This is a genomic window from Pseudomonas sp. GW821-FHT05H12 (assembly GCF_059419385.1).
This window is the reverse complement of the sequence record NZ_JBWKRS010000005.1, coordinates 116,955-129,752: the sequence shown is the minus strand read 5'-3', so window position 1 is coordinate 129,752 and position 12,798 is coordinate 116,955. Positions and strand designations below refer to the sequence as shown.

General features: G+C 59.9%; 16 protein-coding genes and 5 tRNA genes. 8 read left to right on the top strand and 13 right to left on the bottom strand.

Annotated features, from left to right (window positions below):
- Positions 1-48: 48 nt before the first annotated feature.
- Positions 49-897, top strand: coding sequence for a carboxylating nicotinate-nucleotide diphosphorylase (gene nadC / locus AC07SU_RS06375; protein WP_176995141.1), 849 nt, complete (start codon positions 49-51; stop codon positions 895-897).
- Positions 898-992: 95 nt separating this feature from the next.
- Here nadC and AC07SU_RS06370 read toward each other — a convergent pair whose 3' ends face one another.
- The 4 genes from AC07SU_RS06370 to AC07SU_RS06355 all read right to left on the bottom strand — a co-directional run bounded on the left by AC07SU_RS06370 (position 993) and on the right by AC07SU_RS06355 (position 3,411).
- On the bottom strand, positions 993-1,298 hold the full coding sequence (locus AC07SU_RS06370) for a DUF6388 family protein (RefSeq protein ID WP_176995142.1): 306 nt from the start codon (positions 1,296-1,298) through the stop codon (positions 993-995).
- Between the two features lie 150 nt (positions 1,299-1,448).
- Positions 1,449-1,521, bottom strand: a tRNA-Thr gene (locus AC07SU_RS06365).
- Between the two features lie 39 nt (positions 1,522-1,560).
- The gene (locus AC07SU_RS06360; protein WP_494996533.1) at positions 1,561-2,970 is read right to left on the bottom strand and encodes an O-antigen ligase family protein; all 1,410 of its coding nucleotides are present in this window, start codon (positions 2,968-2,970) and stop codon (positions 1,561-1,563) included.
- 36 nt (positions 2,971-3,006) lie between these two features.
- Positions 3,007-3,411: a pilin gene (locus tag AC07SU_RS06355; protein WP_176995258.1), complete on the bottom strand. Its 405-nt coding sequence runs from the start codon at positions 3,409-3,411 to the stop codon at positions 3,007-3,009.
- A gap of 202 nt (positions 3,412-3,613) precedes the next feature.
- On the opposite strand from AC07SU_RS06355, the gene AC07SU_RS06350 reads away from it, so the two are divergent.
- The 4 genes from AC07SU_RS06350 to yacG are packed head-to-tail and all read left to right on the top strand — an operon-like array spanning position 3,614 to position 6,502.
- Positions 3,614-4,822: a type II secretion system F family protein gene (locus AC07SU_RS06350; RefSeq protein WP_494996532.1), complete on the top strand. Its 1,209-nt coding sequence runs from the start codon at positions 3,614-3,616 to the stop codon at positions 4,820-4,822.
- Positions 4,819-5,685: a prepilin peptidase gene (locus AC07SU_RS06345; RefSeq protein ID WP_494996531.1), complete on the top strand. Its 867-nt coding sequence runs from the start codon at positions 4,819-4,821 to the stop codon at positions 5,683-5,685. The genes AC07SU_RS06350 and AC07SU_RS06345 overlap by 4 nt, the downstream gene beginning before the upstream one ends.
- Positions 5,682-6,305, top strand: coding sequence for a dephospho-CoA kinase (coaE, locus tag AC07SU_RS06340; RefSeq protein ID WP_494996530.1), 624 nt, complete (start codon positions 5,682-5,684; stop codon positions 6,303-6,305). Before AC07SU_RS06345 ends, coaE begins: the two co-directional genes overlap by 4 nt.
- Positions 6,302-6,502: a DNA gyrase inhibitor YacG gene (yacG, locus tag AC07SU_RS06335; protein ID WP_003188437.1), complete on the top strand. Its 201-nt coding sequence runs from the start codon at positions 6,302-6,304 to the stop codon at positions 6,500-6,502. The genes coaE and yacG overlap by 4 nt, the downstream gene beginning before the upstream one ends.
- Here the strand turns inward: yacG and AC07SU_RS06330 are convergent.
- From AC07SU_RS06330 to AC07SU_RS06320, 3 genes are all read right to left on the bottom strand, one after another.
- A complete protein-coding gene (locus AC07SU_RS06330; RefSeq protein WP_003171680.1) occupies positions 6,499-6,714 on the bottom strand; it encodes a hypothetical protein in 216 nt (71 codons plus the stop codon). The genes yacG and AC07SU_RS06330 overlap by 4 nt on opposite strands.
- 76 nt (positions 6,715-6,790) lie before the next feature.
- Positions 6,791-7,480: an energy-coupling factor ABC transporter permease gene (locus AC07SU_RS06325; RefSeq protein WP_176995147.1), complete on the bottom strand. Its 690-nt coding sequence runs from the start codon at positions 7,478-7,480 to the stop codon at positions 6,791-6,793.
- Complete coding sequence (locus tag AC07SU_RS06320; protein WP_494996529.1) at positions 7,477-7,944, bottom strand: FAD/FMN-containing dehydrogenase; 468 nt, start codon at positions 7,942-7,944, stop codon at positions 7,477-7,479. The genes AC07SU_RS06325 and AC07SU_RS06320 overlap by 4 nt, the downstream gene beginning before the upstream one ends.
- A 101-nt stretch (positions 7,945-8,045) precedes the next feature.
- Here AC07SU_RS06320 and AC07SU_RS06315 point away from each other — a divergent pair, with 101 nt between their 5' ends.
- The 3 genes from AC07SU_RS06315 (at position 8,046) to AC07SU_RS06305 (ending at position 10,297) form a co-directional block, all read left to right on the top strand.
- Positions 8,046-8,675 (top strand): DUF1780 domain-containing protein, encoded by a 630-nt coding sequence (locus AC07SU_RS06315; RefSeq protein WP_083360208.1) that lies wholly within the window; start codon positions 8,046-8,048, stop codon positions 8,673-8,675.
- Between the two features lie 89 nt (positions 8,676-8,764).
- A complete protein-coding gene (locus AC07SU_RS06310; RefSeq protein ID WP_176995149.1) occupies positions 8,765-8,938 on the top strand; it encodes a DUF3094 family protein in 174 nt (57 codons plus the stop codon).
- A gap of 60 nt (positions 8,939-8,998) precedes the next feature.
- Positions 8,999-10,297, top strand: a complete 1,299-nt coding sequence (locus tag AC07SU_RS06305; protein ID WP_176995150.1) for an NAD(P)/FAD-dependent oxidoreductase — start codon at positions 8,999-9,001, stop codon at positions 10,295-10,297.
- A gap of 52 nt (positions 10,298-10,349) precedes the next feature.
- On the opposite strand, the gene AC07SU_RS06300 is transcribed toward AC07SU_RS06305, so the two are convergent.
- The 6 genes from AC07SU_RS06300 to AC07SU_RS06275 form a co-directional block, all read right to left on the bottom strand.
- Positions 10,350-11,237 (bottom strand): LysR family transcriptional regulator, encoded by an 888-nt coding sequence (locus AC07SU_RS06300; RefSeq protein ID WP_494996528.1) that lies wholly within the window; start codon positions 11,235-11,237, stop codon positions 10,350-10,352.
- Positions 11,238-11,269: 32 nt separating this feature from the next.
- On the bottom strand, positions 11,270-12,013 hold the full coding sequence (locus AC07SU_RS06295) for a cysteine hydrolase family protein (protein ID WP_494996527.1): 744 nt from the start codon (positions 12,011-12,013) through the stop codon (positions 11,270-11,272).
- A gap of 167 nt (positions 12,014-12,180) precedes the next feature.
- Positions 12,181-12,257, bottom strand: a tRNA-Pro gene (locus tag AC07SU_RS06290).
- Positions 12,258-12,351: 94 nt separating this feature from the next.
- Positions 12,352-12,427: transfer RNA gene (locus tag AC07SU_RS06285), tRNA-Lys, on the bottom strand.
- Positions 12,428-12,432: 5 nt separating this feature from the next.
- A tRNA-Pro gene (locus tag AC07SU_RS06280) sits at positions 12,433-12,509 on the bottom strand.
- Positions 12,510-12,518: 9 nt separating this feature from the next.
- Positions 12,519-12,594, bottom strand: a tRNA-Asn gene (locus tag AC07SU_RS06275).
- Between the last annotated feature and the right edge of the window lie 204 nt (positions 12,595-12,798).

The following is a 12,798-nucleotide window of genomic DNA, read 5'->3' as shown; positions in this document are numbered from 1 at the left end:
AACGCGCACTGCCCCTATAATCGGGGCACTTTGTTTGTGGAGCCTGTTATGCCGAATCTCCGTCTTGCCGACCTCACCGCCGAAATCGAAGCCAACGTGCGCCGCGCACTGCTGGAAGACATCGGCAGCGGCGACATCACTGCACAGTTGATCCCGGCCGAACGGCTGGCCAAGGCCACGATCATCACCCGTGATGCGGCTGTGATTGCCGGTACAGCGTGGGTAGATGCTGTGTTCCGCCAACTGGACCCGCGTGTGGCAGTGCATTGGCAGGTGGCCGACGGTGAGCGCGTCAGCCCCAATCAGGCGTTGTTCCATCTCGAAGGCCCGGCACGCTCGTTGCTCAGCGGTGAACGTTGTGCGCTGAATTTCCTGCAGCTGCTGTCCGGCGTGGCCACCCGTGCGCAAGACCTGGCGGATTTTGTCGCCAGCACCCAGGTCAAGCTGCTCGATACCCGCAAAACTCTGCCGGGGCTGCGCCTGGCGCAAAAATACGCGGTGACCTGTGGCGGCTGTCACAACCATCGCATCGGGCTGTATGACGCGTTTTTGATCAAGGAAAACCATATCGCCGCGTGCGGCGGTATCGCCCAGGCCATTACGGCCGCGCACAAGATTGCGCCAGGCAAGCCGGTGGAAATCGAAGTTGAAAGCCTGGAAGAACTGCGTGAAGCACTGGCGGCGGGTGCCGATATCATCATGCTCGACGAATTGAGCCTGGATGACATGCGTGAAGCCGTGCGCCTGAACGCCGGCAAGGCCAAGCTGGAGGCCAGCGGCGGAATCAACGAAACCACGCTGCTGCCCATCGCGCAAACCGGGGTGGACTACATCTCCATCGGGGCGATGACCAAGGACGTGAAGGCAGTGGACCTCTCGATGCGCCTTAGCATCTGAAGCACTGCAGGAGCCGGCTTGCCGGCGATAGGGCTCGTGAGATTACCTTGAACCTCACAGGCCTCATCGCCGGCAAGCCGGCTCCTACGGGGTAATCAGACGACCAGGTCGTTCATCTCGCAATATTCTTCCCAGTCGACACCCAGCACCTCGGCGGCCTCTTTGTGCAAGGCCAGCCGTGCGGCTTCAAACGCTTCCGGTGTCGAGGTGTACTTGAGGGTCAACTCCCAAGGCTGGTAGCCCTGGCTCTCTGCCTCGTCCTCGAATGCCCATTGGATCTGGTCGCGCTGATCATCGGCGCTCAGGTCCTTGATCTCTTCTTTAAGCTGCGGCGTGTCCTCAAGGTATTTCTTGAGTGCTTCTTCGTGCCGAACTTCCTGGGTCATTTCAGTCGTGGTCATGTTGTTCTCTTAGATCGAGGAATGGGGATGCATCTGGGTCATCAAGGTTGCGCAGATACAAAAGAACAGGCAGGAACGCCCGATCGTCTGGCCTTCAGAACCATTCTGGGATCATCTGAAAACGTTGCCTTTGAAGCCGTGTTGCCTTATTGCCCGAGACAGGAATCGAACCTGCGACCTTCGCGTTACGAGTGCGCTGCTCTACCGGCTGAGCTACACGGGCGGTGGGCTAAAGCTAGCACCGCATCGGGCGTCCGGCAACTTACTGGCCAGGGAGTGCGATCACACCCTGGGCCCAGAAGCGTGGCTGCAGGTGATCATGACCGGCGCGCAGGTAGTCCGCCTGGTCTTGCACGGTATGAGGCAGGTCGCGTGCAGCGATAAATAACATCAGACCAACGGCCATCACACCGGCTATTTGACACGCTGCGCCCGCCCACTTCAGCCCGCTGTCCAAGGGAGTTCGCCCTACGTGCAACGCCATCAACCAACCTACCACCAGCGCCAGCCATACCTGTGAGTTGGGCATCACGATGACACCGTCGACCATCGACTGCACCAACGCACCCACCAACGCCGCAAACAGGCACAGCCGCAGCAGGTCTTCACCGGCCTCAGACAATGCTCGTGCGCGCACTACCCTGCACGTCGCCCAGCCAGCCCGCCACGCCAGGACGGCCACACATAGGGCTGACGGCACGCCCCACTCACTGGCCCACTGCAGAACCGCCTGGTGCGGGTGGGCCGCTATTTCATTGGCGATATCGGCAAAATGCATGGGACCGAACCCTAGCCAGGGGCGCTCTTCAATCATGTGCCAAGCTTGTAACCAGATCGGACCGCGCCCCGACAGCGAGGTGGTCAGGCGATCGCCTGCGCCACTGCCAACTTCAATCCCCAGATAGCCCGCCAACCCCACGAACAACAGCCAATACAACACCAGGCCGCCACATAGCGCCGCCAGTTGCCAGGCAACCCAACGCCGCCCCCAAGGCCCCAGCACCGTCAACACCCCAGCCGCCACCGCCAGGCCAAGCCACGTACCGCGCGTGCCGCCACTGATGGCGATCAACCACCAGACACACAGCAGCGCAAACACCCCGGCACGCATGGCGCGGGTAACATTCGCTAAAAGCAAGGGGAGCGCCAACAGCGCCAAGGTGAAGGTCTGAAACTGGCCATAAAATCGCTTGTTGGAAAACCCCGACAGCAGATGGTCGAGGTTCAGCACATCGTTACCACTGGTAAAGGCCGATGCTGCGGCCCACAGGTACTGCAAAGACTTGACCAGGCACAGCAGCAAGACAATCAGGATCAGGGCGCGATCCATCGGCTCACCACCCTGACGTCGAAGCAAGGCGAACGCCACGGCGATCGCGCCACAACCGACAAACAGCGCCACTTCGGTGAGCGCCCACAACGGCTGATGAGCCAGTACGGAAGAGATCACGCCCAGCCCGATGATCGCCATCAGCCCATAGGTGCTGGGCCGGTCCAACAACCGCTCGCCTGAACCGGCCGACAGCCCATACAGCACCGCGCCCAGGCTCATGACAATCTGTGTGGAACGTTGCAGATCATGCCCACTGAACGGCAAGCAGATGCCCACCGCCAACAGGCATGCAGCCACTACCAGAAACACATTGCCTCGCTGTTGCAGGGACAACGACATGGGCCACCCTTACTTCCGTGTTGTGAGGTCAGGCAATCAGGCGCCGCAACCTTTGGTGACGTACTGCGCATCCGCCGTGGTTGCGCACTTCCAACCCGTGGTTGCACTACGCGTCAACGTGATGGTCTTGCCCAGCACAGGCGCCGGGGCGTCAAGGATTTCGCAACTGATGGACCCTGCCCCCGTGGCCACGTCCCCAACTACGTCGATCTTGCAATTGGCGGTAGGGCTGGTGCCGCCGATCAAGGCCAGGGTCGGTACAGTGCCTTGATTGAGGGTGTCTTCATAGCCGGCCTTCAATGCGGAGATTTCCGCCAACCCCGCCGTGAACTTGGCCTTGGCCTGGTGCTTGGTGTACATGGGCAAGCCGATGGTGGCCAAAATGCCGATGATTGCCACGACGATCAATAACTCGATCAAGGTAAAGCCTTTCTGACGCATCACATTCACTCTCCAGGATAGAACTCATGACAAGGCGCGTCCTGCGCCTCGTGGTTTATTGCCGCGCCAGTGTACTCACCCAAATGGGGTCAATCGCGCTCAAGACGCACATTCTGACATTTTATCGTGCAACACCGGCCGGCCCGAATCCGTCATCTGACTAAGCTATAAATCTTCCACTCCCTCAGTGCGCAAACGAGACATGAACGACACTTCGACGATCTACGCCTGGGAAGGCATCAACCGCAAGGGGCGCAAGGTGTCCGGGCAAACCGTTGGCCACGATGTGGCACTGATCAAGGCACACTTGCGCCAGCAGGGCATCTGCCCCGGACGCGTGCGCAGGAAACCTGCCGGCATGCCCCGCCTGGCCGCAACGATCAAGCCTGCGGACATTGCCCTGTTCACCCGGCAGTTGGCGACGCTGCTGAAGGCCGGCATTCCCCTGTTGCAGGCCTTCGACATCATCAGCGAAGGCTTCGAGAACCGGCAGGTGCGCGAACTGGTAAAAGGGCTCAAGCACGCGATAGCAACCGGCAACAGCCTGGCGACGGCACTGCGCAAGCACCCGCGCTACTTCGATGAGCTGTATTGCAACCTGGTTGCCGCAGGGGAATTGGCCGGTGCTTTGGAAACTCTTCTGGAACGCGTCGCCATCCACCTGGAGAAAAGCGAACAGCTCAAGGCCCGCATCAAGAAAGCCATGACCTACCCCATCGCGGTACTGCTGGTCGCCAGCGTGGTCAGCACGGTGTTGCTGATCCATGTCGTGCCGCAATTCCAAAGCCTGTTCGCCGGGGTCGACAGCCAGTTGCCCGGGTTCACCCGACAGGTCATCGCCCTGTCGGAGTTTCTGCAGCGCGCCTGGTGGGGTGTTGCACTGGGGCTGGGTACCGCCATGGTCGCAGTACGCCAAGCCTATCGGGGGTCCCGTAGTTTTCGATACAAAATAGATACGGGTTTGTTGAGGGTTCCACTAGCAGGCACACTGCTGAAAAAATCCGCCGTCGCTCGTTACGCCCGCACGCTTTCCACCACCTTTGCAGCAGGCGTGCCCCTGGTACAAGCGCTGGGCTCCGTGGCAGGCGCCGTGGGCAATGGGCCCTTTAAACAGGCAATCGAACATATGCGTCACGACGTCTCAACCGGCATGCCGCTGAACCAATCCATGGCCGCCAGCAACCTGTTCCCGGGCATGGCAATCCAGATGACTGCGATTGGCGAAGAATCAGGCACCCTGGACCACATGCTGGAAAAGGTCGCCAACCACTATGAGGCCGATGTGGAACACTTGGTCGATAACCTCACCAGCCTGATGGAGCCGTTGATCATGGTGGTGCTGGGCGGCATTGTCGGTGCGCTGGTGATTGCCATGTATCTGCCTGTCTTCCAATTGGGTTCGGCATTTTGAGCCTGGTGTTGAGCGAGCACCCGTGGGCGTTTACCGCGATGGCGCTGGTGCTGGGCCTGATTGTCGGCAGCTTCCTCAATGTGGTGGTGTGGCGCCTGCCGAAAATGCTCGAACGGGACTGGCGTGCCCAGGCCCAAGAGGTGCTTGGCCTGCCCCTCGACCCTGCCGCGCCAGCCTACAACCTAATGCGCCCCAATTCCTGCTGCCCGCACTGCAACCAACCGATTCGCCCCTGGGAAAATATCCCGCTGCTCAGTTACCTGATGCTCAAAGGGCGTTGCGCCCGTTGCCACGCGCCCATCAGCACCCGCTACCCCTTCACCGAGCTGGCCTGCGGGCTGCTCTCGGCCGTGGTTGCCTGGCATTTCGGCTTTGGCGGGCAAGCCTTTGTGGTGCTGGTATTGAGTTGGGGCCTGCTGGCAATGAGCCTGATCGATGCCGACCACCAACTGTTGCCGGACGTGCTGGTGTTGCCCCTGCTGTGGCTGGGACTGATCGTCAACAACTTCGAACTGCTGGTGCCACTGCCCGATGCCTTGTGGGGCGCAGTGATCGGCTACATGAGCCTATGGTCGGTGTTCTGGTTGTTCAAGCTGGTCACCGGCAAGGACGGCATGGGCCATGGCGACTTCAAGCTGCTGGCGCTGCTCGGCGCCTGGGGTGGCTGGCAAGTGCTGCCCATGACCTTGCTGATGTCATCGCTGGTCGGGGTGTTTGTCGGGCTGCTGTTACTGCGCCTGCGCAAGGCCCAGGCGTCGACCCCGATGCCGTTTGGTCCGTATCTGGCCATTGCCGGCTGGATTGCATTGCTCTGGGGTGGTCAAATAACCGACTTCTATTTGCAGTCTGTCGGTTTCAGATGACCACTTCTGTTGCAACACCCTGGATTCTTGGCCTCACGGGCGGCATCGGCAGCGGTAAAAGCGCCGCCGCCCAGCACTTTATTGACCTTGGCATTGACCTGGTCGACGCCGACCATGCTGCCCGGTGGGTCGTGGAACCTGGCCGGCCGGCGTTGGCTAGCATCGCCGAACACTTTGGTGCAGGCGTGCTGCAACCTGACGGCCAATTGGACCGCGCTGCGTTGCGCAAACTGATCTTCGAAGTGCCCGAAGAGCGGCGCTGGCTCGAAGCCCTGCTGCACCCGCTGATTGGCGAGGAAATTCGCAGCCACCTGGCGCGTGCTCAATCGCCCTACGCGATCCTGGTGTCGCCGCTGCTGATCGAATCGGGCCAGTACAGCATGACCCAGCGCATCCTGGTGATCGACGTGCCGCAATCATTGCAGATTCAGCGTACCCTGCAGCGCGACGGCATCAGCGAGCAACAGGTGCAGGCGATTCTCAAGGCCCAGTCCAGCCGTGAAGACCGCCTGAAACATGCCGACGATGTACTGGTCAATGACAAGGACCTCGCGTGGTTGCACAGCGAGGTCGAGCGACTGCACCACTTTTACCTTACTTTGCGTGGAGGCCGATCATGAGCCAACCCCTGACTGTCGACTGCCCAACCTGCGGCGCCCCCGTGGAATGGAAAGCGACCAACCTCAACCGCCCGTTCTGCTCGGACCGTTGCAAACTCATCGACCTGGGCGCCTGGGCAGCTGAAGAACACAAGATTCCCGTAGCACCGGACGCCGAAGACGAGCTGTTTTCCGAAGACCTGCCGCCACGCCACTAAGGGCGCATAAAGGCGTACTCCTGCTGGTCGTCGAGGTTCTCTGCAAGGTATTGCAGCTCGTCGGCCAGGTCTTCGAAACTGCGCACGCCTTTGCTCTGCTGCACCACCGCACTGAGCATGGCGCGCAGCGTCAGGCCCGGGTCAAAGCCGATTTCTTGCGCGGCATCCTGGCTTCTACGCAGCTCTTGCCGTGCCCATTCGTACACACTCATGATTCGTGCTCCCACCTTTGCCCAGGAAAATTTCGCAGAGCATGGGCTTGCTCGGCTGTGCGGGATTTGATCCAGGTCAACGCTGCGAATCGTCATCCTTCCAGGGCGCCGAGAGATAGCGCGTACGGTTGAAGGTCTCCAGCCATTCAGGACAGAACACCACCAGGGCGCTGATCACCATGCCGTTGATAAAGGCCTCGGGAAAGATCATCAGCCACAGGTAGCCGACGAAATCTTCCAGCCATTCCGGCATCGCGAAACGGCCGTCGAACCACAACAGGCCCAGCCCCATCAACAGGCAGAGCAACGCCGATAGCGCGGCGGCAAAAAAGCCGGAGCAGAAGATGTACACGAAGGGGTTCCTGGGTTGCGCCCGTTCGACCAGCAGCGCACAGGTCTCGGTCACCAACACGGGCAAACCGATCAACAGCAGGCCGTTGACCCCCACCGCTGCCAGGTCCTGGCGCCCCAACAGCACCAGGCCCATTTGGGCCGCAACACCGCCGACGATTGCCAGCGGCCAGTCAAGCAACAAGGTGACGGCGGTCATGCCGATAAAGTGATAGGAAACGCCGGTATCGAAATCCCGCCGCACCAGCCACAGCATGAACAACGCGAACACCGTGCCGAACAACAGGTGCTGGCGCCGACGGTCGGCGAACAACTCAAGCCAGGACGAGCGCAGGACCGCCCACATCACCACGGGTGCGAACAACAGCCACCCGATCGTGAGGGTTTCTGGCGCCAGCACCGCGGCACTGATCACGGTGCCACCTGCTCCAACGCCTGACGCAGCTCAGCGGCAGAACCGTATTCACGCTGCGCAACCAGCTTGCCCTTATCCAGTTGCAACCACAGCACTTTATCCACAGGCCCCGGGTAGCGCGGCACGACACGCGCGTCGCGATCCAGCATCACCCGATAGCTGTAGGCCTGCATGGCCGGCACCGCGAACAACTTGGCGATCAGCCGAGGCATGCGCTGGATGTCAGCGACAAACACGGCCTGTCGCGCTTCCAAATACCCCTTGGGCTGGCCTTGCAACGCCGCATCCACCAGCTTTGCGCCTTCCATGCTGCGGGCGACCAACAGAATCTGCGCCTGATCATTCAAACTGTAGGCCTGATCGAACTGGTCCAGCAACGTCCAGGGCGCAAGCCGCTCACCCACTTCAACGGCCTGGGCCCAAAGGGACAGAAGACTCAAAAACAGCACAACAAAAAACTTCACGACGCACTCCCCATGCCCGATTGACCTTTGTACGGCCAGTCTACACCGCGCTTTTGCAGCAGGACTTCCTGCGGTCATCATTTGGGCGCTAAGCTGCAAGCATGGATGACTCAGATTACTTGCGCCTGCTCACTGTAGCGGCCGAACAAGCCAATGCGTTCTTGTCCAATGCCCGCAAATGGGAGCGTGAGCGTTGGGTCTGCCAGCGCCTGCTGCAAGGCTTGAATGTGCCCTACCGCGCCGAAGAGTTTCACGCGGCTGGGCAGGAGCCGCCAGACGTGCTGTTTCGAGACGCCAGTTTCGAGGTGTTTTTCGTTCTGGATGAAGGCCGGCGCCTGAACGACGAATGGCGAGATGAGCTGCTCAGGCGGCGCAGCGCATTCTCCCTGAGCCAACTGGTGCGGCGCGAAGCCAAGCCGCGACGCATCCCCGCCCATGAATTTCTGCTGCGCCTGGCACCGACGCTGCGTAAAAAAGCGCACAACTATAAAGAACGGGGCATGGACCTGGGGGAGCTGGACCTGATCGCGTTCACCAGCCTAAAGCGCGAGGTGCTGGACCTCAACAGCCACTTCCCGCCGCCCACCGAGTACCTGCGCCAGGGTTGGCGCTCGCTGTCGCTGGTGGGGCCGACCTTTGCGCGGGTGCTGTTCGCCCACCCCGACGCACCGGATTTCTTGCGCAACAACCTGGGGCGCAGCATAGTATTCGACGTAGGTATCAGCCTGTGACGCGGGCACCGGCTAAGCTTGTGGCGGTGCCGCCCACTCACAGTCTGTAACGTGGCGCCCTTTTGCAACGTCTACCTGACGAGGCCTTTATGACCAGCCGCCTGAACCCCGATGACCAACAGCATGTCGAAGAGTACCTGCAACTCTCCCAGAACCGAGTCGAGCGCAAGCCTTTCAGGCCGTGGCTGCTCCTCGTTGTGGTGCTGGCGGCCGTGATCGGGCTTGGCCTGCTGAGTCGCCTTCTGAGTTACCTGACGCTATGAGCTGCCTGGCGCTCGCGGGGGTAACTGCTCCGATTTCTTTTAGCCTTGCGAGATATCCCCATGACCCATCGTATTATTATCGTCGGCGGCGGCGCCGGCGGCCTGGAGTTGGCTACCCGCCTGGGTAAGACTCTGGGCAAGCGCGGCACGGCCAGCATCACGCTGGTGGACGCCAACCTCACCCACATCTGGAAGCCTCTGTTGCACGAAGTGGCCGCCGGCTCCCTGAATTCATCGGAAGACGAACTCAATTATGTCGCCCAGGCAAAATGGAACCACTTCGAGTTCCAGCTGGGGCGCATGAGCGGGCTTGATCGTGAACAGAAGAAAATCCAGCTGGCCGCCACCCTCGATGAAGAAGGCCGTGAACTGGTGCCCGCGCGCGTGCTGAGCTACGACAGCCTGGTGATCGCCGTTGGCAGCACCACCAACGACTTTGGCACCGAGGGCGCGGCGCAACACTGCCTGTTCCTCGACACCCGCAAACAGGCCGAGCGCTTCCACCAACAACTGCTCAACCACTACCTGCGCGCCCATGCCGGGCAAACCGACGTGGAAGAGAAAATCAGTGTCGCCATCGTCGGCGCCGGTGCGACCGGTGTTGAACTGGCCGCCGAGCTGCACAACGCTGCGCATGAACTGGCGGCCTATGGCCTGGATCGCATCAAACCGGAAAACATGCACATCACCCTGATCGAGGCTGGGCCACGGGTGCTGCCTGCCCTGCCGGAACGCATCGGCGGGCCTGTGCATAAAACCCTGGAAAAGCTCGGCGTGACCGTGCTGACCAATTCGGCGGTCAGTGAAGTGACAGCCGATGCGCTGATCACCAGCAGCGGCCAGGTGATTCCAGCCAGCCTCAAGGTGTGGGCGGCCGGCATTCGTGCGCCGGGGTTCCTCAAAGACATCGACGGCCTGGAAACCAACCGCATCAACCAGTTGCAAGTTCTGCCAACACTGCAAACCACCCGTGACGAAAACATCTTTGCCTTCGGCGACTGCGCTGCCTGCCCGCAACCGGGCACCGACCGCAACGTTCCGCCACGCGCCCAGGCTGCTCACCAGCAGGCATCGCTGCTGGCCAAGTCGCTGAAGCTGCGTATCGAAGGCAAAGACCTGCCAACCTACAAGTACACCGACTACGGCTCGTTGATCTCGCTGTCGCGGTTCTCGGCGGTGGGTAACTTGATGGGCAACCTTACTGGCAGCGTGATGCTGGAAGGCTGGTTGGCGCGGATGTTCTACGTGTCGCTGTACCGCATGCACCAGATGGCGCTGTACGGGTTCTTCCGTACGGCCATGTTGATGCTGGGTAGCAAGATTGGTCGCGGGACCGAGCCTAGGCTCAAGCTGCACTGATTGACGATCTCGCTGCAAAAAAAATCCCCCTACCAAACGGCAGGGGGATTTTTTATTGGGCCGCGTAAAACTCGGCCATGTGGTCGACAAACGCCCGGACCTTCGGCGCCAGATGCCGGGACTGCGGATAGAGCGCGTAGTAGTGCCGCTCGCCCAGCGAATAATTGGGCAGGATCGGTACAAGCCGTCCCTGCGCCAAGTCATTGCGCACCGTTGCCTGGGTGAAGCATGCAATGCCCGCCCCGGCCAATGTCGCCGCGTGCAGTGCACTGATGGTATTGCTTCGAAACTGCCCCGAGGGCGTGACCTTGATGGTCTCGCCCCGCGCCGGGCTCAGCGCCCAATCCGAAGTCGCGCCAATGAAGGTCAGCAAGCGATGCGCGTCGAGTTCCTGGGCCGAACGGGGCAAGCCATGCCGGCCAATGTAGCTCGGTGATGCCACCAATACCTGCCTGGAGACCGTCAACGTGCGCGCTATCAAGGTCGTGTCCGCCAAGGCGCTGGCGATGCGTACCACAACGTCAAAACCATCAGCGACCACGTCAACGAATTGATCGTCGCCATGCAATTCAAGCTCGATATCGGGGTAACGACGCTGAAAACCCGGCAGCCAGTGCGGTAGCTCCAACGTGCCCACCACCAGCGGCACGCTGACCCGCAGCAGGCCTTCCGGGCGTTGATGTCCCTGGGCAATGGCTTGGGACGCGGCCTCGACACGATCGAGGATATCGACACACGCCGCGTAGTACTGCTCTCCCGCCGAGGTCAGACTGAAACGCCGTGTATTGCGGTTGATCAGTTGGGCGCCCAGTTCAATCTCCAGCTGTTGCAACTGCCGTGAAATCGTCGAATGCGTGGTGTCCAGGCGTTCTGCGGCGGCAGAAAAACCCTTGGCTTCAACGATGCACCGAAAGGCGCGCATGGCGGACAACTGGTTCATGAAGCAGACGATCCCTGGCTGTTCAGAAGGGCTCAGTTAACCGGCAAGGCGATGATTTGCGCCGTGCTCAGCACCGAGCCGAAGGTGTCTTCGATCTCGGCCAGCGCCGAGTTTTGCAACTCATCCTTGGTCACCGAACGGCCATCGGCACGGGTGATGGCCCGCGTGGCGGTGGCATCGGATGCTACCACAACGTCATAGCCCAACGGCGCAGCGTCTCGAGCGGCGCCGGCGACACAGGCGTGAGTCATCAGGCCGGTGATAATCAGGGTTTTGACGCCCACTTGCTTCAATTGCGCATCAAGATCGGTGCTGGCAAATACACTGACGGAGGTTTTCTGCACGAGCTTGTCTTGCGGACGCGGCTTCATCAGCGGTTGAAAATCGACGGTTTTGCCGTTTGTGGCGAATACCGCCGCATCCTCCGGGGCGATGTGCTGCACGTGGATGACCTGAATATGCTCCTTGTCGGCAAATTTGATCAGACGCTGGGTGTTGTCCAGGGCCTTCATGCCGTCGGGGATCGGCATACGGCCGGTGAAGTATTCATTCTGGAAATCGATGACCAGCAAGGCTGTGGTTTTCGGATCCAGCCGACCGATGGGCTCGGCGCCTGACATGGCGCGAATGGTCGGGTGCTTATTCGCCGCAGCGTCGGCAGCAACGGCAAATTGACCGAGGCCCATGATCATGCCCAAGCCCACGAGCGTGGATTTGATCAACTGAGGTAATGAGCGAGCAGGTTGAGCAGCGAGGAAAGAAGCGGTGCGGTTCATGATGCGAATTCCTGTTGGGGAGAGATACTGACGTGGCCCAGTCTAGGAGCACACCGCGTTCGCACCAACGCACCAATCAGCACAATATCTGTTTGGAATTTGCACAAATCGAACTGAAAAAAAGGCAAAAAAAATCCCCGTATCTTTCGATACGAGGATTTTTAATATGGTCGGGGTAAGGGGATTCGAACTCCTGACATCCTGCTCCCAAAGCAGGCGCGCTACCGGACTGCGCTATACCCCGGTAAAAAAAAGGCGACCTTTCAGTCGCCTTCTTCGATCAGCGCTTTTGGCCTCTGATCTTAAGATTCGATTCCAGCGTTAACTGGTTTCAAAAATGGTGGGTCGTGTGGGATTCGAACCTACGACCAATTGGTTAAAAGCCAACTGCTCTACCAACTGAGCTAACGACCCAAATATGGTCGGGGTAAGGGGATTCGAACTCCTGACATCCTGCTCCCAAAGCAGGCGCGCTACCGGACTGCGCTATACCCCGGTTTGAAATTGGCTCCGTGACCAGGACTCGAACCTGGGACCCAATGATTAACAGTCATTTGCTCTACCGACTGAGCTATCACGGAACTACATATTTCAAAGTACAACTTCTACTGCGGTGTAACCTTCTCTTCGAGTCTTCCGTATCGCTACGTTGTCATGTCTGAGGCGCGCTATTCTACAATCTTAAAAACCTCTGTCAACCCTTTAAATTGCTTTTAAGACAATGATTTGCGCTTGTTTCTGATTTCTTCTTGGGGAGAAGAAACCCGTGGGCTGACGTTGTTGCG

Bases quoted from the DNA above. Each gene is read 5' to 3' on its own strand.
- yacG (WP_003188437.1), top strand. From the start codon at position 6,302: ATGAGCCAACCCCTGACTGTCGACTGCCCAACCTGCGGCGCCCCCGTG.
- coaE (WP_494996530.1), top strand. From the start codon at position 5,682: ATGACCACTTCTGTTGCAACACCCTGGATTCTTGGCCTCACGGGCGGC.
- AC07SU_RS06360 (WP_494996533.1), bottom strand. From the start codon at position 2,970: ATGTCGTTGTCCCTGCAACAGCGAGGCAATGTGTTTCTGGTAGTGGCT.
- AC07SU_RS06295 (WP_494996527.1), bottom strand. From the start codon at position 12,013: ATGAACCGCACCGCTTCTTTCCTCGCTGCTCAACCTGCTCGCTCATTA.
- AC07SU_RS06350 (WP_494996532.1), top strand. From the start codon at position 3,614: ATGAACGACACTTCGACGATCTACGCCTGGGAAGGCATCAACCGCAAG.
- AC07SU_RS06300 (WP_494996528.1), bottom strand. From the start codon at position 11,237: ATGAACCAGTTGTCCGCCATGCGCGCCTTTCGGTGCATCGTTGAAGCC.
- AC07SU_RS06315 (WP_083360208.1), top strand. From the start codon at position 8,046: ATGGATGACTCAGATTACTTGCGCCTGCTCACTGTAGCGGCCGAACAA.
- AC07SU_RS06305 (WP_176995150.1), top strand. From the start codon at position 8,999: ATGACCCATCGTATTATTATCGTCGGCGGCGGCGCCGGCGGCCTGGAG.
- nadC (WP_176995141.1), top strand. From the start codon at position 49: ATGCCGAATCTCCGTCTTGCCGACCTCACCGCCGAAATCGAAGCCAAC.
- AC07SU_RS06370 (WP_176995142.1), bottom strand. From the start codon at position 1,298: ATGACCACGACTGAAATGACCCAGGAAGTTCGGCACGAAGAAGCACTC.
- AC07SU_RS06355 (WP_176995258.1), bottom strand. From the start codon at position 3,411: ATGCGTCAGAAAGGCTTTACCTTGATCGAGTTATTGATCGTCGTGGCA.
- AC07SU_RS06310 (WP_176995149.1), top strand. From the start codon at position 8,765: ATGACCAGCCGCCTGAACCCCGATGACCAACAGCATGTCGAAGAGTAC.
- AC07SU_RS06330 (WP_003171680.1), bottom strand. From the start codon at position 6,714: ATGAGTGTGTACGAATGGGCACGGCAAGAGCTGCGTAGAAGCCAGGAT.